Origin of the sequence: Paenibacillus piscarius, assembly GCF_022234545.1 — a bacterium.
Classification (GTDB): domain Bacteria; phylum Bacillota; class Bacilli; order Paenibacillales; family Paenibacillaceae; genus Paenibacillus_AQ; species Paenibacillus_AQ piscarius.
On the sequence record NZ_JAIEUI010000003.1, the window covers coordinates 41056 to 61296 of the forward strand.

The window sequence follows — 20241 nt, forward strand, 5'->3', positions numbered from 1 at the left end:
TTGGACGTAGGAGGTGGAAGTGAATGGATATCTTTTTGAAAGTGGTGCTTCTGATTTTTGCCGTAGGTCTGATTGCGGTCGTTCTTCTGCAAAAAGGGAAAAGTGCCGGTCTATCTGGTGCCATCTCCGGCGGTGCTGAGCATCTCTTCGGTAAAACGAAAGCGCGCGGTATGGAGCTTGTCCTCCAGCGTGTAACGGTTGGTTTGGCAGCCGGTTTCTTCATCATGTCGATTGTTGTAGCCATCGTGGTTGAATAATAGAACTACAGTTAGCCTTCGCTCTGTTCTGAATAGAATGAGTGGAGGCTTTTTTGCATGCAGAATTAACATTGGGAACATCCTAACAGGGATGCCCGGGATTGATTTCGTGTATACTAGGGTATGAAGTAGTAAAGGTAAATTTTACTTGGATATATGGGATGTGCAGTCGGACAAGACATACATATATGCCAGTGGCTTAAATGCTGCGGAGGGCTGAGGTGACGAACATGATAACACAGGAGATTTTACTCGATTTCATGCGGGAGACCGCTTATAAACCATTAACTTATGATGAACTGGTGAGCCATTTCGCCATAGAGGACACAGAGACGTTTAGAGCCTTTGAGGAGCTGCTGGTTGCGCTTGAGAAGGACGGGCGGATTGTGCTGACCCGCAATAACCGCTACGGTGTGCCGGAACGGATGGATTTGCTGCGTGGAAGGCTGCAGGCCCATGCGAAGGGTTTTGCCTTCCTGATTCCCGATGACCGGGATCACCCGGATGTGTATATCCACGCTAATGATCTGAAGGGTGCAATGAACGGCGATATCGTATTGATTAGGATCACTTCCAGAAGCTCGTCCGGCGGGCGTATGGAAGGCGAAGTCGTACGGATTCTGATCAGAGGCGTGACCCAGACGGTGGGCGTGTTCCAGAGTCTGGAGACGTATGGATTTGTGCTGCCGGATGATAAGCGGATTAACCGGGATATTTTCATCCCCAAGCAGTCTTTCATGGGTGCGGTTGACGGGGAAAAGGTAGTGGTCCGGATTGTGAACTATCCGGAAGGCCGGGCGGCGGCGGAAGGGGAGATCATTGAGATTCTCGGCCACAAGGATGATCCCGGAGTGGACATTCTGTCGGTGATCCGTAAGCACCAGCTGCCGGAGGCCTTTCCCGCAGAAGTGATGAAGGAGGCCGAGCAGGCCCCGGATTCCATCACGGAAGAGGAGATTATTCAGCAAGGGCGCCGCGATCTGCGCGGGTTGAATATCGTCACGATTGACGGCGCGGATGCCAAGGACCTGGATGATGCCGTCAACGTGGAACGGCTTGAGAATGGCCATTATAAGCTGGGCGTCCATATTGCCGATGTCGGCTACTATGTGCGAGAAGGCTCTGAGCTGGACAAGGAAGCCTATGACCGGGGCTGCAGTGTGTATCTGGTGGACCGGGTCATCCCGATGCTGCCCCACAGGCTGTCCAACGGGATCTGCAGCTTGAATCCGAAGGTGGACCGGCTCACAATGTCCTGTGAGATGGAGTTCGACGAGCAGATGAAGGTCGTGAAGCATGATGTGTTCACGAGTGTGATCCGCACCAAAGAGCGGATGACCTACTCGGATGTCCGCAAGATCGTCGAGGATGAAGATCCTGAGCTGCTGGAGCGGTATGCTCCGCTGATCGAAGATTTCCGGCTGATGAAGGAGCTGGCGCTGAAGCTGCGCGGGGCCCGGATGCGGCGGGGGGCGGTTGATTTTGATTTTGAAGAGAGCAAAATCATTGTGGACGAGAACGGCAAAGCGATTGATATTGTGAAGCGTGAACGTACCATCGCCGAGCAGATTATTGAGGAATTCATGCTGGCGGCCAATGAGACGGTTGCCGAGCATTTCCACTGGCTGAAGGTGCCGTTCCTGTACCGGATTCACGAGGACCCGGACCCGGAGAAGCTGCAGAACTTCATGGCCTTCGCCGCGAACTTCGGTTATCACGTGAAGGGACGGGGCAATTCGGTTCACCCGCGCGCGCTGCAGGATCTGCTGGAGCAGATTCAAGGCACCAAGGAGCAGACGGTCATCAGTACGATGATGCTGCGCTCGATGAAGCAGGCGAAATACGATGCCGAGAGCACCGGACACTTCGGGCTGGCGGCGGAATTCTACTCTCACTTCACCTCACCGATCCGCCGTTATCCAGATCTGGTTATTCACCGTGTGATGCGTGAGGTGCTGGAGAATGGCGGAGCGCTGACGGAGAAGCGCCATGAATATCTGGCCTCCCGGATGCCGGATATTGCCCAGCAGTCCTCCGAGCGTGAACGTGTTGCAGTCGAAGCTGAACGCGATACGGAGCAGCTCAAGAAGGCTGAGTACATGCAGGACAAGGTGGGCGAGGAATTCGACGCCATGGTCAGCAGTGTGACCAGCTTCGGGATGTTCATTGAGCTGGAAAATACGGTGGAAGGCCTTATTCGTCTCAGTGCGCTGACGGATGACTACTACCACTTTGACGAAGGCCATATGGCGCTGATCGGGGAGCGCACCTCCAAGGTGTTCCGCATCGGCGATGAAGTGAAAATCCGTGTGGCCAAGGTCAACATGGATGACCACACGATCGACTTCGAGCTGCTTGATATGAAGCCGCGCGCAGCCGGGGAGCACCGCAGCTATGGCGGCCGACCGGGTGCCGGAGGCTTCAGCAAGCCGCTCGCCGGCAAGGGCGGCGGTAAGGGGCGTGGCGGTAAAGGCAAGCCCGGGAGTGCAGCCGCCGCTGGCAAGCACGGCGGGAAGAAGGGCGGCGCGGGTAAAGGCGCCATCTTCGGTGCAGCCGGTAAGGGCAAGGGCGGCTCCGCCGGAGGCTTCGGCGGTGCTGTCACGGAGCCGCGCCCTGAAGGTGCGGCGGCCTGGGATGCGGGCGGCGACGCAGGCAGCGGCCGCCAGCGCGGACGCGGGCCGGAAGCGGCGGCCCGGCGCGGTCTGGCCGCCGCATCTGCCGAAGGTGCGGCGAAGGGTGATCGCCGGGGCGAAGCCGGCGGGGCTGGCGGTTCGCGCGAGCGCGGCAGAGGGCGCGGCGCGGACGGTGGTGGCGGTGCCGGGGGGCGCGGCATCGCGTTTGGTTTTGGCTCCGGCAAAGGCGGCTACGGCGCGCCGGGCGGTGGCGGGTCTGAGCAGGCGGGCAGTGAGCTGCGCGGCGTAGACGCGGGCACACGGTTCCGCAGCCGCGAGGACCTGGGGCCCGATGGGCGCGGCGGTGCAGCGCCGGAGGGCAAGGGCCGCCGCAAGAAGAAAGGCGGCGTGTTCATTAGCCCCGCCGTGACGCCAGGCAGCGGGGAGCCCCCGGGCCAGGCGGGAGCTGAGGCCGGCGAGCAGAGCGGACGCCGGAAGCGCAAGAAGAAACCTAAGGCGTAGGCGGAACGGCGAGGCTGGGAAGTAATCTGAACCTCTAGACGAAAAAAGTGGAATCTAATAGTTCCACTTTTTTTGTATGGTAAGCTATAGGATAAGAGTTCTTTGAATGATTCGAAAGGTGACTTTGTTGCAGAATGTATGTGAAAAACAGCATACGTTGTGCTCACAAGCAGGCATAGGGCTTGAATGTATGTGGAAAACAGCATACATTGTGCTCGCAAGCAGGCATACGGCCTGAATATATGTGAAAAACAGCATACAATGTGTTCGCAAGAAGGCATACGGCCCGGGTATATGTGAAAAACAACATACGTTGTGTTCGCGCAAAGGTAATCTTATTCATCCGTTAGGATGATTTTGTTCAATTTTTGCTTTTTAACACCCAATCGCCTGTATACAACCATAATTCTTCTCCTTCATACGTTAATTTTAGCTCTTGCCAGTCCCCAGGATCATCACTTTCTAACGTCTCCACAATTTTATATTCTGAAAATGCATTTTTTGTTTCTGGTACCTGGGCAAAAATGTAATCCTTAGGAGGATGTAATTGTAATAAATCGATTTGCTCAAGCCACTGAATGGCAGTATCAAGCTCCAGCTTTTTTTCTAGTATTTGAGCATGGTCAGCAGTAGCTTGAACTGTTTTTAATGCCTGAATGAGTTGCTCCCGTTCTGCTTTTAGCCCTTGAATTACACTATCCATATGTACCTCCTTGATAAGTAAAGCCTTCAAATATATTGACATGGCGAACATGAAATTACAATATTGGCGCAGCTATAAATAGCCTTGGCACGGCCGCAGCATAGAGCGTTCCTTCCTTGCGTTGGCCGCTTGCCTTTTGATACAATATAGACCTGGTGTCCGTTAAGGATTGCCGGAATTTAACACAAGGAGTGACGCTCATGGGTAAAAAAGCAGACGGGAAAGTGCTCGCCCAGAATAAAAAAGCTTCCCATGACTATTTTATTGAGGACACCTACGAAGCGGGGATGGTGCTGACCGGTACCGAGATTAAGTCGCTGCGCAATGGACGGGCGAACATCGGCGATGCTTTTGCCACCATTCGTAACGGCGAGATTCAAGTACACAATATGCACATCAGCCCGTTCGAACAGGGGAACCGCAGTAATCCGACCGATCCGACCCGCACACGCAAGCTGCTAATGCATAAAGCGCAGATCCACAAGCTGCTCGGGCAGTCCAAGCAGGAAGGCTATTCGATTGTGCCGCTGAAGGTTTATGTGCGCAATGGTTATGCGAAGCTGCTGATCGGCCTAGGTAAGGGGAAGAAGCAATACGACAAACGCGACTCCGCCGCCAAAAAAGACGCTCAACGCGACATCCAGCGCGCTCTGCGCGAGAAGCAGAAGGTCGCCAGATAACCGGCCCGGCCGGCCGTTCCAGATTCAACCTTCAATTCCTTTAACCCACGTGTTAAAGTGTTGATAAATGTGCTATACTGGGTAAGTAGATTTTAATGCTTCTGAACAGCCGTCTTAAGTCAGATTGCTGTGTACCGGATCAGCATTTGTGCTTGTTATTGATCCGTTAATCCGAAGCGCCCTTTCTAATGAGGGGCCGTTCTTGGATTCGACGGGGGTAGTTCGAGCATGAGTAGCGAGTAGTGGGGACGCGTCCGCTTCATCAACGCTAAAGCCTATTAAACGGCAAACAACAAAACAACTACGCTTTCGCAGCTTAATAACCTGTGTGCGTGCTTCTACTCTGCATCGCCCATGTGACAGGGATAGGGGCTAACAAGTAGTGGGATACGCTGTCTGGTCTCCGCCTGGGGTCAGCAGAAGAAGATAATCAGGCTGACCCGAAGGGGACCCGGTTACGGGGGGCTTCTAGGGTGACATCAAAACTGTAACTACACTCGTAGAAGCTTATGTGCCGTTATCTTCGGACAGGGGTTCGACTCCCCTCGGCTCCATATGGAGTATCAGTGAAAGACACCTTGAAGGGTGTCTTTTTTCGTCTCCCTTTAAGACTCAGTTCACTTGAAAAATGCTATAATAATAACGAATCTGAGGTGCTGAAGATGAATGAACCGGGTTTGAAAAAGGCAATGGATACTTTGCAGTATTTGAGTCAGGATTCAGAAGCCAGACGGTTGTATGAGGCCAGACAGAAATATCTGCATGATGAGGCCTCGATGCTGGGAAGTGCGGAAATGGCAGGTATAAAGAAGGTGGCTAAGAACATGCTTGACCTGAATCTGGACATATCGATTATTATTAAGGCTACTGGATTAACAGAGCAAGAGATCAATGCTTTGAGAAAGTAAAAAATGTGGGAGCATCCTATGTGAGGGTGCTCCCTTTTTTTGTTACTAACGTTGCCTTCCTTAATAATGGTGATGATTATTTCATTCAGGGGATTGCGGGAATTCCAAAAGTGGAATATTATTACCTTATGATTAACGTATTGGCTTACTAATTAATGTTTATATTAATTTAATTGGAGTGAATGTATTATGTATCCCCATCATCAAGCTGCTATTGATACCATCACCAACAAGCTTAAAGCCAGACCCGACGTACAAGGTATCATTATCGGAGGTTCCGTGGCGCATGGCTTTGCTGGCGAAACCTCTGATATCGACATTATGATTGTCCTTTCTGAAGAGGATTACAAGAATGCTTGTTCCATCCATAATCTTGGGTATTTCGAAACGGAATCCTGTTCTTATGAAGGCGGTTACGTGGACGGGAAGGTTGTATCCGCTTCCTACATCAAGCAAGTGGCCGAATCCGGCAGCGAGCCTGCTAAGTTCGCATTCCAGGATGCGTTCGTCACCTATTCCAACATCGAGGGGCTGGAACAGCTGGTCCAAGACGCTCCCCGATATCCGGTGGAGAAAAAGGCAGAGCACATGCAGAAGTTCTATGCACAATTCGAAACCTGGAAATGGTATTATTACGAAGGACTGAAACGCAACAATCGTTTATTAATCGACCACTGTTTGACCCAATATGCCTTTTTCGCAGGCAGGTTAATTTTGGCACACAACGAAACGCTGTTCCCTTCGTATAAGTGGTTCTTAAAGGTTCTGGAAGAGGTCCAAAAGAAGCCGGAGAATTTGTTGGCGGACATCCATCGGGTACTGGAAGAACGAACGCCGGAAGCCGTCGAGAATCTGTACGAGAGTATTGTTGAATTTAATAACTGGTATCAGGCGGAGCATCATTGGACGGTTCAGTTCATGATCGATAGCCAGCTGAACTGGATGGACGGGCCTGTTCCGGTTCTCGATTTATAAACTGTTGCGCTAATACATAACAAGCCGTCTCCCCTGGATGGCTAATCGGAAAATGATGACCATACGGAACAATATCAACCTCACCATGCTGTACTGGAGCAGAATAGCGCCGGTCTTGATCTCCCCAAATAACATGTAGATTAGACCTCGGTACCTTGGTGAAATCACCTTGATAGTCTCTCGATAGAAAACGGTTCAGCAGAAGAGTGGTGTTTAAAATTCTAGGCGAAGTGAAGCTGCTGCGTACTTTGGCAATGTAATGCTTTGGAATGCTCTCCGTATTTGCAAACAGACCGTTACCAATTAAATAACGTTCTAATGAATTAGCAGTAGCTAATTTCAATGCCCATTTGTTCATGAATTGAGGAGCCTGAAACGTCTTAGGATTTTTTTTCGTAACAGGCGGCTGAAGTAAAGTAATAGAATTATTCGTACCTAGGTACTCTCGCGCTAACGCTTCCAGCAGAATAACCGCTCCGAAGGAATGGCCAATCCAATGTGCGTCATGAGCAGCTTGTGCTGATAACTCCTTCACTACATTCAAATAGAGATCCAGCAGATTCTTCTCCCGCTTAAAAGGTGAACGTCCTAAACCCGGAAGGTCCGGAATCCATACCGGTTGACCTGTTTTTTCATGAAGCTCTAGTCCTAAAGGAAATAAATCGGCTCCATCACTGAGCAAACCGTGGAATAAAATAAAGGGCCTACCCTCGCCTGGTATTTGATGAATCACAGTGTTTCCGGTTATGGTTCGTTCAAATGCATGATTATGCGGGTCATTGGGGTACATCAGGCGATAATCCAAATCTGCTACGACAGCCGGGAAAAAATTCATAACACTCGTCTTCGTAAACCAATCGGCTCCCATGACTTTTTTCGGTAAATCATTTGAGAATGTTCTATTCGTAATAAAGTTCAGGCCATCCGATGGAATTCCCGTGATTGTACTGAGCCCGCTGTTCATAAGTGCCTTCATGAAGCGAAGCGGCACAGAGATTGTAGGTGCGGCCATATTCATACTTTCTGACATCGCGCCTAATAATTCAGATATATCCGGGTCCAGCGGTTGGTCTGGAACAAGGGTATAGGTTTGAATAGACGATGGCTCCCGCTTAACAACCTGAACCATAAACTTCGCCAGCGCATCATTTGCAATAAGCGGTAATTTATACCCCTTGCCTCCAGGGATAACCGGCATCAGACCTCTACGCATACTCTCCACAAGCAAGCCTATGCCTGCTACCTGCTCTGTACTCCCTGTTGTACTGCTGCCGACTATGGTTGGCGGATTAATAACAGACAGCGGATAGCCTACCCCGGATGCCTGCTGGCGAATATACAGATCTGCTAGAAATTTTGTTCTTTCGTACGGGTTTTTTATATTCAAATAGTCGTGCCCTTCCCGGAACACATCAATCGTAACCTTGCTATTCTCATCATCAAAGGGGCTCATATATCCAACGACATGAATAAAATGCTGCAACCCCTTCAATTGATGAATACGTTTAGCGAATTCACTGATATGCTTGGCACCGTTTAAAAATACATTGGTTGCCTCTTGCGTTGTCGCTTGAATATCCATTTGTCCGCCTGCGTGAATAATAATATCCGTGCTGAGTACCTTGTCCTTATCTTCATCACTTAGACCTAAATCTGTTTTCGTCAAATCACCTTCAATAAAGTGCATGGCTGCCTCGTTAAAAATACCTTTTTCCTGAAAAATACGTGTTGCTTTACTCTTCGACCGCACTAAAAGAAAAATCTTAACCTCCTCTTTAAGAAGCTCCTCCACGAGTTGCCTCCCGATAAAGCCTGTTCCACCTGTTAAAAATATAGTTCTCATATCATCTGGTCTCCTTTTTTAGTACTGAATGGTACTAATTTTGTGCAAAAAAAATGCTTCGCTTATCGAAGCAAGTTAAAAAAGTGGCTGGCTGTTGTCGTGATCACCGTTGCATCCTTCAATGTCTCTGCAAGAAACAGCGCACCTTCAAGATTCGTTATAAAAAGTGCCGCTACCTCGTCAATATGAATCGTATCTCTAAACTCGCCTTTTTCTGCTCCTTGCTTAAGCAATAGAGAGATCTTCGTTTGTAATCCTGTGAAAAAGAGACCTATTTTTTCTTTGATGTGCGCAGCTTGTGCCGGAGTTTGAATATACAGCGTAATAAACGGACAGCTCCCCTTATACTCTCTGGACTGAACTCCCTGTGATAAATGCTTTAGAAACATCTGGACACGCTCTTCCACAGATAATTGGTTCTGGGAAAGGATTTCATCCATTGCCCGCTCATACGTCTCAATCCAATAATCCACGACCCCTGCTAACAATTCCTCCTTATCCGCGAAGTGATAATACATATTCGATTTGGATACTTTGCTTACACGTACTAATTCATCCATGCTGGTATAAGCAAATCCCTTTTCTAAAAATAAGGCTGCCGCGACTTCAATCACACGTTTTTGGTTCATTATTTTTGCCTTTGTCATGATTAGTACTATACAGTACTAATTTGTGCGTTGCAAGTAGGAGGATAAATGTATCTTCATCTGCGGGCCGATCATAGCTTGCTGTATATGTATGCATTCTCTTCATCATAATCCATACGGTCCACATAAACTTTTTCTTTATTTGACCGTAACCTTCCGAAACATTTCTCTTCTATTGATCTTCTTTTGTCAAAATAGATCATAAGATCTTCCCGGTCAGATACCTTATGTATCCTTCCGTATTCTGAATTTTTTAAATACTCCACCATCCAGTCAATCCAGTCAGGATATAATTCATAATTATCGGACACTCGCTCTAATGCTACTTTGTTGATTTGTCCTATTAGATCATCAGGATATAAGTAGAAAATTAATGGATTAAGGGGACTCAATATCTGTTCAACCTCTAATATATAATCCGTCATTTGTTGTTCATCGCAATCCATTGTGCGCATAAGTTCATTTAAGATTTGCTGAAAAATAACGTTCTCAAACACATATACCAGATCAGAATTAAGGGCCTGTTCAACAAATGCGGTTATTCTGCCTTTTAATGCCTGCATAAAACGTTCCGTCTTTAAATTTCCATTATCGGCTATATACGGTCTCAATAAATCATTAATTATTGGATACTCTTTGAAATCAGGAACGAAAACACAATACCATCCATTATGGATTTTTACTTTATCTCTAAGTAATTCTCCGTTAACAGAATGATTCTGTATAACAGCTTCGAATTCTTTCTCTGTCATTACTGCGGTCATTCTTATATCGCACGGGTTCTCAATAGTGGAGTTCATATGATATTCGAAAAAAACCACTGCTTTTATATTATTTGTATTCAAGTTGTTATATAAATTCCATGCACATGCTGATTTTCCGCTACCATGAATTCCTTCAAAGTTGATAAATCTTGTATTCAAGTTAACACCCCATTCGGATTCTTTATTTTCAAAGAGAGATACATATAATTCTATAATTTGGAATATTATTGTTCAAGGGCAAGAAAAAATGATAGTTATTTATTCCTTGGGCGAAACCACCTTCTTAGGGTGGTCTTTTATTTTTGCATAACCCCTAATTATCCTCTATAATTGTAGGCTACTATACACCTGTCAGGAGGAAATGATGAATTTTATTAAAGAGAACCTTGCAGGATATGGCGTAAGCGAACAGATGAATGTGTATCTCTCGAACATCATTATGGTTTTATGTATTGCTGTACTCTCTGTAGTGGCTAATCTTGTAGCCAAAAAAATCGTCCTCAAGATTATTATTCGTATGATTAATAACAACCGGTATACGTGGGATAATATCTTTTTGGAGAAAAAGGTGTTTCACAAGCTGTCGCATCTCGCACCAGCCTTTATTATCTATTACGCCGCACCTGTGTTCCCGCTGTATCAGTCTCTCATAACAAAGCTTGCCTTAGCGTATATGATTATCGTAATGATCACGGTGCTCAATGCCCTGCTTGATGCCATCGATGCTATTTACCGTACGTATGAGGTGTCCAAGATTAGGCCGATCAAGGGCTACATTCAGGTTGCGAAAATCATTATGTATATTATTGGTGCGATTGTAGTGATTTCTAACCTTATGGGCCAGAATCCGCTGATTCTGCTTAGTGGCCTGGGCGCTTTATCGGCTGTTCTGATGCTGGTGTTCAAGGATTCGATTTTGGGCCTCGTGGCAGGGGTGCAATTATCCTCTAACGATATGGTCCGGGTAGGTGACTGGATTGAAATGCCTAAGTATAATGCCGACGGCAATGTAATTGATATTACGCTGAATACGGTAAAAGTGATGAATTTCGATAAAACCATCACGATGATTCCGAGCTATGCTTTGATATCAGACTCTTTTAAAAATTGGCGGGGCATGGAAGCTTCCGGAGGCAGAAGGATGAAACGAAGTGTCTGTATCGATACCAGCAGCATTTGTTTCTGTACCAAAGAAATGATTGAGGAATTCCGGAAGGTCCACTACCTTAGCGATTACATCACTACAAGACTAGATGAAATTAACGCCTATAATATCGAGCATCAGATCAATATGGAGAGTAAAGTGAATGGGAGACAGCTAACGAATATCGGGGTATTCAGAGAATATGTCCAAGCATATCTGCGCAATCATCCCAAAATTCATAAGGATATGACGCTCATCGTCAGACAGTTGGAAGCAGGAGACAGCGGACTGCCTTTAGAAATTTATGCATTCAGCAATGAGACGGCCTGGGGCGTGTATGAGTCGGTGCAGTCGGATATTTTTGATCACATTTTTGCGATTATCCCTCTGTTCGGACTTCGCGTCTTCCAGAACCCGACGGGTCAGGATATTGTTCATTTAAAAGAAAGGGTAATTACTTCGCATTATTTGGCATGATATAATATAGGGGAATGGAGTTGATGCTGATGCAGGATTTACTTGACCCTCGCGTGGATTTGATCTTCAAACGTATCTTTGGAAGTGAACATAACAAGGATGTATTGTTGGCTTTTTTAAATAGTACATTCCGGGAAGCCGGAGAGCCTGCACTGACTGAGATTGTTCTGTTGAATCCTTACACGGAGGCTGACAGTCCTGATGATAAACAGTCCATCATGGATATTAAAGCGAAGACAGCAGACGGTCAACTCATTAATATTGAAATGCAATTGTTTAACCCTTACCACATGGAGAAGCGTACGTTGTTCTATTGGAGTGAGATGTATTACCATCAGATTCCTAAGGGCAGCAACTATAATACACTGAAGAAATGTGTGACCATCAATATTCTGAACTACTCTTGTCTCAAAAATGACCGCTACCACAGCGTCTTTCACCTAAGGGAAGATCATACCGGAATTTCTTTGTTGGATGATATTGAGATACATGTTATTGAGTTGACGAAACTAGATGAACATTCCGTGTCGCTTGAGGAAGGCGGGCTGGTTAATTGGCTGCTGTTTCTAAAAGGTGTGGACAAATCAAACTGGGAGGTGTTGGCGATGAATGAACCCATGTTAAAGAAAGCAATGGATACTTTGGAATTCTTGAGTCAAGATACCGTAGCCAGAATGGAGTATCAAGCTCGTATGAAAGCCCTGAGCGATGAGAAGACGCGTATTGAGGGGGCTAGAGCGGAGGGGGAGCGTAAGAAAGCCGAGGAAATTGCCGGGAGATTACTGGCGATGGGGTTAGAGGTTGAAACTATTGCCAAAGCCTCGGGTCTCTCCGTACAGGAAGTAAAGGCATTAAGCCCACTGCAATAGTACAGATTTCAGCTAAGAGTAAAGCCAGCCTGATTGAGTGGGCTGGCTTTTTCTCTCCTCTCCTACAACTCCGCCCCCCTATACCCCATCTTCCGATAGCCCTTCACCCGTTTCTTGAACATCCCCATCAGCATAGGGACTTGGAGATCAATATAATCGTATATGCGTACTTCTTCTTTGTTGACATGACTCCGGTGCAGGCGGCCTGCATACTGCTGTAAGGTGCCTGACCAGGAGATGGGATGGACGAGGAAGAGGGTGTCCAGTCTGGCGTCGTCGAAGCCTTCACCGATCAGCTTGCCGGTAGCGATAACAACTCGTTCCTGATCGTCAGGAATAGCGGCGATTTGGGTGCGGAGCGCCTCGCGCTGTTTTTTGCCCATCCGGCCTTTCAGTACAATAACGTTCTTGGCAAAAGCCTGCAGCCTCTCTGCAAAATACTCCGCATGAGCGGTTCGTTCAACAAGCAGCAGAGGAGAGCGGCCTTCGTCCAGGCAGGTGAGCAAATCGTCGAAAATAAGGGTGTTTCGCTCCTCATCATCGACTAGTTGCTGATAGATCTCTTGAATCCCGGCAGTCTTGTCTCCTGACATGAGCTGAAATGTAGTATACCGGGGAACCACCCTAAGGGAGAATCCTCTGGCGCTGTTAAGGGTTTTGGCGTCGATCTTCATGATCACCGGGCCAAGCTGGAAGCGGACAATGGCCTCCTGGCCGTCCTGCCGTTTAAGGGTGGCCGTTAAGCCGAATACATACTTGGCCCGGACTTTTTGCAGAACCTGCTCGAAGCTGTAGGCAGATACGTGATGGCACTCATCCACGATGACTTGTCCGTATTCACTTACCAAAGGTTTAACGACTCCTTTGTGGTTGAGGCTTTGAATGACGGCGATGTCGATTATGCCGGTTGGTTTGTTTTTGCCTCCGCCTATGAGTCCGATGGCTTGCTTCGGTACATCCAGAAAAGTGCGCAAGCGCTCCTGCCATTGCTCCATCAGCTCCCGGCGGTGCACCAGAATAAGGGTGTTCGTTTTTCTGGAAGCGATCACGCTGGCTGCAACGACTGTTTTGCCGAATGCGGTGGCTGCGGAGAGAACGCCGATCTCCCGGTTCAGAATCGCTTTGGCCGCTGCATCCTGAAGCGTAGTCAGAGTACCGGTGAACTCTGCCTCAATGGCTGTACCTGATGATCGTTGATCCTCCAGGGACACCTTGACTGCATGTTGTTCGAATAAAGATAACACCTCCTGTAAGCATCCCCTTGGCAGCACTACTGCATGGCCCAGATCTTCTGCGCAGGAGATGACCCGGGGCTTGCCGTAGGTGGAGAGCCTCATGGCTTGTGCCTTGTGGAACTCAGGGTTTGCGAAGGAGGCTATTCGCATTAAAGCATGAATGGCACTTGAAGGCAGCCCAGACTTGGATATATACAGGCGATCCGACTGTAGAATCTGTATTTCCGCAGGCAGGGTTTCTGGCAGAATCGCTTGCTCATTACCTTGATTCTTTTTAAACAGGTTCAATTCATCGGCTTCATCATCAGACCCGGCTAAAATATTGTCATTGCCAAACAGCCCCCGCTCCCCGTGCTTGTGTATAAAGCTCCAGACCTCGTCCTCGCTCATTTTGCCGATTCCCGATAGGGCACTCCATTGGTCTGCATAGGGTTCAAAGTGTTCGTCCACAAAAACGCTGTTCCCCTGTTTCCGGGGGCCGCCCTGAAGCGGGAGCGCAATAAGGTTGCCGAAGCCGCCTTTGGGCAGCGTATCCTGATTGGGGAAAAGCCGGTCATACGATTCCATACCAATCTGGTATCTGTGGTTCATGGTCAGACTCAGCAGGGTCATTCCAAATCTTCTGGCTGTTGCCGCCTCAATCCTCTGATTGAAGAAAATCCAAATATGCCCGCCGTTACCGGAACGCGAACGCTCTAAGAGGGCAGGGATTCCATGTTGAGTGCATAGCTCCATCACGGCACTAACATCCTGCTTCCAGTCACGCTTGTCGAAATCCATGGCGAGCAGCCAGCAGGTCTCATCCGGCAGCATAGGATAGATCCCAATAGTCCGGTCTTGCCTTGCATCCAGATGGGCGGACAGAACTTCGGCGGTGAGAGGCATGAAGCTCTGATGTTGGCAGACGGAGCATTTCACGCGGGGCTTCTCACAGACAGCAGTCCACTCATTGGCGCATACTGGCGAATATCCGGATTTACCCTGCTTGTTGCTCCAGCGGATCGGATAGACATCTTCTCTGCCGCGGAAATAGCTTTGATATAGAGCGAGCTTGTCATCTACAGTGGAGTACTGATGAACATTCGATTCGGCAACCGTTATCTCAGCGCTGGATTTTTCGGGAAAAGGGGTTGTTTCGCGTTCCTCCTCCTCTGCATGTCCCAGAAGAACTCTTAGCCGGCTGATCTCCAGCTCGAGTTCCTTGATATATGCCAGCGCCGCCTTATATTTGTCCTCGATATTGTCCATTGATAGGTCCTCGTGTTTTCTTTATAGTATACCTTGAAAGCTATAGAGAGGAGTGTTATAGTGCCGAAACTAAGAAAAACTACACTCAAAAAGCATCTGAACCAATTTACGAAGGAAGAGCTTGTTGAACAAATTATGAATCTGGTGCAGCAGCAACCGATGCTTGAGGAATATTACACATCATTGTTAACTCCGAATGAGGAAGAGATTCTGAATAAATACAAGAAAATCATTGAGAAGCAATTTGGCGACAGAGGAGAGGTCCTGCGCTACCCAGTTATCAAGAAGGCGATTAAGGATTTCAGTAAGGTATCCGCCAACAAGGAGCAGATCGCTGATATTATGGTGTTCACGGTGGAGTGCGGGGTGGACTTCACGCTGGCTTACGGAGACATCGATGAGCGGTTCTATTTGACGGTATCCAGTATTTATAGACAAGCATTGGAATACATTGTGAAGAATGATTTGGAGGAAAAATTCGTAGACCGATGCAGAAGGTTGGTGGAACCTAGTCAGGGCATTGGCTGGGGCTTTGGAGATGCCATGGTCGAATTCTATTATGACTATTTAGGACACATGGAGGAAGAAGAGGATTAGCCCTCGGATCATAGAAAAAGAAGGGGCTGTCCCAAAAGTGACAACCCCTATCAATGTGGGAATTATGTATGTGGAAAACAGCATACATTTGCTGACGTGCGTTGGCATGTAGTCCGAATGTATGCGAAAAACAACATACATTGTGCTGATGTGCAGGCGTGTGGCCCGAATGTATGCGGAAAACAGCATACATTTGCTGACACGCAGGCATGTAGCCCGAATGTATGTGGAAAACAGCATACATTTGCTGACGCGCAGGACCCAAGCGGCCGTTTCTTGGCTTCCGGGATAGTTCCTTCACGCCCCTCACACCTTCCCCCCGCCATCCCCCGCCCGGAACTTCTTCCGGTACTGGGCCGGCGTCATGCCATACACCTTCTTGAAGCTGGAATAGAAGGTGTTCAGGGACGAGAAGCCAAAGTGCTGCACGATAGGCTCGATCGGCGAGTCAGAGGCGATGAGCTCCTGGCAGATGAAGGTCAGGCGTTTCTCGGATATTTTGTCGGTGATGGACTGGTTGGTCTCGGCTTTGTACAGGCTGCGGAAATAATTGACCGACAAGCCCAGGTGATCGGCCAGCATGGTGGCCGACAGATTCGGGTCGGTGAGATGACTCTCAATGAACTGGTCCACCTGTCCGATCAGGGCGATATTCTTGGATTGGCTGCGGGCCGTGGCGATGTCTTCGAGCGTCTTGGTAATCAAGGCTTCCATCCAGGGCATGACATTATCTATCGTCTCCTGCTGAATGATCTGCTTCTCGATGGACGTCAGTCCCCATGAGCTGGGCAGCGGCTGGGCGGCATGCTCCTGGATGAGCCGGCGGATGTCCATGAACAAGGTGATCAGCGACATTTTGCATTCAAAATAAGACAGCTCCCGCAGCTTCACTACCGCCGAGCGTAAGACCTCCAGAATGACGGCGGCATCCCCCTTGAGAATGGCCTGAGCGATCTGCCGCTCCTGGCTCACCGGCAAATGATACAATTCCCCGGGTGCGTCCGGCAGCCATTCCTTCACAATGAGCGAACGGTGTCCGAACCGGAACCGTTCCTGCGTCAGCTCATAGGTCTCCAGATACACCTCATGCATGTCGGTTAAGCCAGGCAGCGTCCGGCCCCAGGCAATGGTGGTTGCCACAGACAAATACTGCTGGATGAGCTGTCCTGCCACCTGCAGCTCCTTCGCAAATTCCTCTGATAAGGCAGCTGATACGATGACGGCCACATGGTCGTCCCCCATATCTACCGTCTGCAGCTTGTGCCGGGATGATTGCAGCGACTCCTGAATGATATTGGACATCGCGAACCGGAGCAGACGCCGGTCCTTCTCCGGGTACCTGCCCGAGAACTCCGCGAAGTGGTCGATCCGGAAGATGGCTACAGATAACTGATCCTCCGGCAGATCAATCCCCCACTCCAGGAACTGCGAACGAATTTCCTCCGCTGAGTGATAGCTCTCCCCCAGGAAATCCCTTAAGAACCGCTCTCTGCCCAGGAATTTATTATGCCGCCATTGCTCGGTCAGCTCGTGAATCTGATTATGCTGGGAAGTGAATACACTCGACAGGTATTCCAGCTCATTGGCATTCGCGCCAAGACCCGGCTTCTCGGCCTGATGCTGCCGCATGACCCGGCTGATCAGCTCCTGTATCGGCGAGTACACCCGTTTGGAGATTAGAATAATCACCGCCAGGGAGGCCGTGAACAAGACGAGGAACAGGATCAGACTGGTATCGCGCAGGACCGTGATTTTACTCAGGATGGCGGACTTCGGGATCATCTCAATGAAGGTCCAGTCCTGAATGCCCTTGACGGAGGAGTCGGCATAGACCACCAGCTTCTCTCCCTGGTCCTGAGGCTGGAACAGCTTCCAGCCGCTGGTACCCTTCACCCCGTTGCTTCTAAGCTCCGCGATCTGTTCCTTCGTCATTGCCATACTGCTAAACACCGTCTCGTCCCGGTCATTCAGCACGGTGATCGACCGGCTCGCGAAGTTCGAATTGTTCTGCAGCAGAGTCATCAGATTCTGAGTATCTACATTCATGACGAATGCGGAGATGGAGCTGCCTTTTTCATAAAACCTGACAATGGTCATCACTTCTCTGGGTGTGTTCCCGGTCAGCGGGAGGGACAAGGTTCTCGGAATGAGTACACTATGATCTACGGTATCCGGGTCACGTAAGCGCTTAATAATATCCTGATCGTAAAAGTCTGCGGTATCATTCAATCCCAGCCGGGAGTCAATGACCGTATTCGTATAATCGTTAATGAGGTAGACGGAATCAATGGAGGGGTTGCCGTTCTTGATGTCCATCAGCTGGCTCCAGACCTCGTAGGTCTCGAAATCGCTGTAATGATCGGAGAGCGCATACACCTTAAGCGCACTGTCATTGCTGGAGGAGAAGCTGAAGTCGAGCGCCCATTCCATCAGCCGCGAGGTATTCCGGGCCCCGTTCACCAGAAGGGATTCTGAATGATCGCCAATCTCCTCCAGAAGTGTCTTGGAAGACTGCCCGTAGAGCAGGACGAAGGATACCCCCAGCACCAGCACGTTCGCACTGACAAAATAAAAAATAAGCTTCATGTAGGTCGGGTGCCGCCTCAGCGATGCGAAGAATGGATGTCTGAATTTCATGGCGCTAAGAACCTCCGTAATCATAACTGTCCGGCTCGTAATAAGTAGATTTATTATAGCACAACGGGTGTTTTCGTCTGCCGAATCGTATGTTTTGGGAAGAGTGTTGTTTTTGGGAAGCCGGTAAATCTGCATTTGCGGGAAGGATTGGCGTTTCTCGGAATTGCCCAGGGCGCAAGGGCTTGATAAGGTGACGGCATAGATTACGGAACGCTCTTGGGGCGGTTACCGGTCTTGAGGAAAGGGGGGATGTACAAATGAACTACCCGCTTAACGCAGGTAAACGTTCAAAATGGAGGCATATCACGCAGAATCCTTTTCTGTATGTGATGGCTGTACCGGGGCTGCTGTTTTTTCTCGTGTTCAGTTATTTTCCCATCTACGGGATTATGATTGCCTTCAAAGATTATGATTTTGCCAAAGGCATTACGGGGAGTGACTGGGTAGGCTTTCGAAATTTCAATTATTTCTTCACCTCAGATGACTTCTGGGTTATTCTGCGGAACACACTGCTGCTCAACGTGCTGTTTATTGTGTTCACGACAGTGGCAGCCGTACTGATTGCGCTCATGTTCAATGAGATCCGCAATAAGTATTTCAAACGGATATCGCAGTCGCTGATTTTCCTGCCTTATTTCATGTCCTGGATTGTCATCGGGATGATTGTGCAGTCCTTGTTCGGCGGGGAAGAGCCTATGCTTAATGTCTGGCTGCAAAATATCGGGTTGGAACCGGTCAACTGGATGTTTGAGTCGAGTCTGTGGCCTTACATTCTGACGGTGATCCGGGTGTGGCAAGGGGCCGGTTATCTCTCGATTATCTTCCTGGCCGCGATTACGGGCATTTCGGAGGATCTGTACGAGGCTGCCCGGATCGACGGGGCTTCTAAACTGCAGATTGTGACGCGCATTACACTGCCGCTGCTGGTGCCGACGATTATGATCATGACGCTGCTGGCCGTGGGCAAAATTTTCAACGGGGACTTTGCGATGATCTATGCCATTATTGGCGACAACTCGATGCTGTATCCGACGACCGACGTCATTGATACCTTCGTCTTCCGCTCGATGCGGCAGCTGCACGATTTCGGCATGTCTTCGGCCGTAGGCCTGTTCCAGTCCGTTATGGGTCTGATCTTCGTCATTGCCGCCAACTGGGTAACCCGGAGGGTATCCAAAGAATCTGCTTTATTCTAGGAGAGGTACTATGATACAGAAACAAAGCGCTGCGGACCGCACCTTTACGGGATTCGCCCATACATTCATTTTGCTGTTCACTTTATTTTGTCTGTTTCCTTTTCTGCTGATGATTGCCGGCTCCTTCACGGATGAGGAGGAACTGATAGCACACGGGTATACCTTATTCCCGCAAAAATTATCGCTGGCCGCCTATAAGGCGGTGCTGCAATCAGATGTGCTCTTCAACGGCTATGGAGTCACGATACTGATCACGGTGGTCGGGGCCTTAAGCGCCCTATGTATCTCCGCGATGCTCGGCTATTCACTGGCGAATAAACGGAATGTTCTGCAAACGCCTTTTCTGTTCTTTTGCTATTTGCCGATGCTCTTCTCTGGAGGGATCATTCCGTTCTATATTGTAGTCAGCCAGTGGCTGCATTTGCAGAATACGATCTGGGTGCTCATCCTGACGATGTTATGCCAGCCGTTCCTCGTCTTCCTGCTGGTCAGCTTCTTCCGTACCATTCCTGAGGAATTGGAGGAAGCCGCCAGAATCGACGGAGCGAATGAGATGAGGGTGTTCTTCCAGATTATGATTCCGATCTCGAAGCCGATTCTGGCTTCCGTCGGCCTCTTCTATGCATTAAGCTACTGGAATGACTGGTTCATGGGACTGATGTTCATCGATAATGAGAAGCTGTTCCCGCTGCAGTTAATCCTGCGCCGGATGGTCTCCAATATGGAAGCGGCCAGGAATCTGATTCCTTCCGGTGCTGCGATTGCAGTGACTCCGCCGACGTACGGGGTGCGGATGGCGACGACGGTACTGACCATCGGCCCGATTGTGCTGCTGTATCCGATGCTTCAGAAGTATTTTGTCAAAGGTCTTACGGTTGGAGCTGTGAAAGGGTAAGCCATTCAGATTGTCTATAGATACAGGAGGGT

Annotated in this window: 15 protein-coding genes, 1 other RNA gene and 1 pseudogene; 11 read left to right on the top strand and 6 right to left on the bottom strand. The window is 48.9% G+C overall.

Annotated elements, in window-relative coordinates:
• Positions 1 to 23: 23 nt before the first annotated feature.
• Together secG and rnr are read left to right on the top strand one after the other, a co-directional pair.
• Positions 24 to 257 carry a preprotein translocase subunit SecG gene (gene secG, locus K1558_RS06240; protein ID WP_036690096.1) on the top strand — a complete coding sequence of 78 codons (234 nt, stop codon included), beginning with the start codon at positions 24 to 26 and terminating at the stop codon, positions 255 to 257.
• 230 nt (positions 258 to 487) lie between these two features.
• Positions 488 to 3391, top strand: a complete 2904-nt coding sequence (gene rnr / locus K1558_RS06245; protein ID WP_238650964.1) for a ribonuclease R — start codon at positions 488 to 490, stop codon at positions 3389 to 3391.
• Between the two features lie 361 nt (positions 3392 to 3752).
• Here rnr and K1558_RS06250 read toward each other — a convergent pair whose 3' ends face one another.
• On the bottom strand, positions 3753 to 4094 hold the full coding sequence (locus K1558_RS06250; RefSeq protein WP_238650538.1) for a hypothetical protein: 342 nt from the start codon (positions 4092 to 4094) through the stop codon (positions 3753 to 3755).
• A gap of 200 nt (positions 4095 to 4294) precedes the next feature.
• Here K1558_RS06250 and smpB point away from each other — a divergent pair, with 200 nt between their 5' ends.
• The 4 genes and pseudogenes from smpB to K1558_RS06270 all read left to right on the top strand — a co-directional run bounded on the left by smpB (position 4295) and on the right by K1558_RS06270 (position 6657).
• Positions 4295 to 4774 (top strand): SsrA-binding protein SmpB, encoded by a 480-nt coding sequence (smpB, locus tag K1558_RS06255; RefSeq protein ID WP_238650539.1) that lies wholly within the window; start codon positions 4295 to 4297, stop codon positions 4772 to 4774.
• A gap of 192 nt (positions 4775 to 4966) precedes the next feature.
• Positions 4967 to 5331: a transfer-messenger RNA gene (gene ssrA / locus K1558_RS06260) on the top strand.
• 78 nt (positions 5332 to 5409) lie between these two features.
• Positions 5410 to 5682 (top strand): annotated as a pseudogene (locus K1558_RS06265) (PD-(D/E)XK nuclease family transposase); the annotation flags it as partial.
• Positions 5683 to 5871: 189 nt separating this feature from the next.
• On the top strand, positions 5872 to 6657 hold the full coding sequence (locus tag K1558_RS06270; protein ID WP_238650541.1) for a nucleotidyltransferase domain-containing protein: 786 nt from the start codon (positions 5872 to 5874) through the stop codon (positions 6655 to 6657).
• On the opposite strand, the gene K1558_RS06275 is transcribed toward K1558_RS06270, so the two are convergent.
• The 3 genes from K1558_RS06275 to K1558_RS06285 form a co-directional block, all read right to left on the bottom strand.
• Complete coding sequence (locus tag K1558_RS06275; RefSeq protein ID WP_238650542.1) at positions 6599 to 8500, bottom strand: alpha/beta fold hydrolase; 1902 nt, start codon at positions 8498 to 8500, stop codon at positions 6599 to 6601. The genes K1558_RS06270 and K1558_RS06275 overlap by 59 nt on opposite strands.
• Positions 8501 to 8562: 62 nt before the next feature.
• A complete protein-coding gene (locus K1558_RS06280; RefSeq protein WP_238650543.1) occupies positions 8563 to 9129 on the bottom strand; it encodes a TetR/AcrR family transcriptional regulator in 567 nt (188 codons plus the stop codon).
• 89 nt (positions 9130 to 9218) lie between these two features.
• Complete coding sequence (locus K1558_RS06285; RefSeq protein ID WP_238650544.1) at positions 9219 to 10070, bottom strand: P-loop NTPase family protein; 852 nt, start codon at positions 10068 to 10070, stop codon at positions 9219 to 9221.
• 205 nt (positions 10071 to 10275) lie between these two features.
• Between K1558_RS06285 and K1558_RS06290 the strand changes: the two genes are divergently transcribed.
• Positions 10276 to 11532 (top strand): mechanosensitive ion channel family protein, encoded by a 1257-nt coding sequence (locus tag K1558_RS06290; RefSeq protein ID WP_238650545.1) that lies wholly within the window; start codon positions 10276 to 10278, stop codon positions 11530 to 11532.
• A 29-nt stretch (positions 11533 to 11561) separates the two neighbouring features.
• Positions 11562 to 12401 carry an Rpn family recombination-promoting nuclease/putative transposase gene (locus K1558_RS06295; protein WP_238650965.1) on the top strand — a complete coding sequence of 280 codons (840 nt, stop codon included), beginning with the start codon at positions 11562 to 11564 and terminating at the stop codon, positions 12399 to 12401.
• A gap of 62 nt (positions 12402 to 12463) precedes the next feature.
• On the opposite strand, the gene K1558_RS06300 is transcribed toward K1558_RS06295, so the two are convergent.
• Positions 12464 to 14884 carry a TOTE conflict system archaeo-eukaryotic primase domain-containing protein gene (locus tag K1558_RS06300; protein WP_238650546.1) on the bottom strand — a complete coding sequence of 807 codons (2421 nt, stop codon included), beginning with the start codon at positions 14882 to 14884 and terminating at the stop codon, positions 12464 to 12466.
• A gap of 60 nt (positions 14885 to 14944) precedes the next feature.
• Here K1558_RS06300 and K1558_RS06305 point away from each other — a divergent pair, with 60 nt between their 5' ends.
• The gene (locus K1558_RS06305; RefSeq protein WP_238650547.1) at positions 14945 to 15481 is read left to right on the top strand and encodes a DUF6155 family protein; all 537 of its coding nucleotides are present in this window, start codon (positions 14945 to 14947) and stop codon (positions 15479 to 15481) included.
• Positions 15482 to 15787: 306 nt separating this feature from the next.
• Here K1558_RS06305 and K1558_RS06310 read toward each other — a convergent pair whose 3' ends face one another.
• Positions 15788 to 18118, bottom strand: coding sequence for an AraC family transcriptional regulator (locus K1558_RS06310; protein ID WP_238650548.1), 2331 nt, complete (start codon positions 18116 to 18118; stop codon positions 15788 to 15790).
• Between the two features lie 257 nt (positions 18119 to 18375).
• Here K1558_RS06310 and K1558_RS06315 point away from each other — a divergent pair, with 257 nt between their 5' ends.
• Together K1558_RS06315 and K1558_RS06320 are read left to right on the top strand one after the other, a co-directional pair.
• Positions 18376 to 19314 (top strand): ABC transporter permease, encoded by a 939-nt coding sequence (locus tag K1558_RS06315; RefSeq protein ID WP_238650549.1) that lies wholly within the window; start codon positions 18376 to 18378, stop codon positions 19312 to 19314.
• 10 nt (positions 19315 to 19324) lie between these two features.
• Entirely contained in the window at positions 19325 to 20209 is an 885-nt protein-coding gene (locus K1558_RS06320) for a carbohydrate ABC transporter permease (RefSeq protein ID WP_238650550.1), read from the top strand.
• Positions 20210 to 20241: the final 32 nt, after the last annotated feature.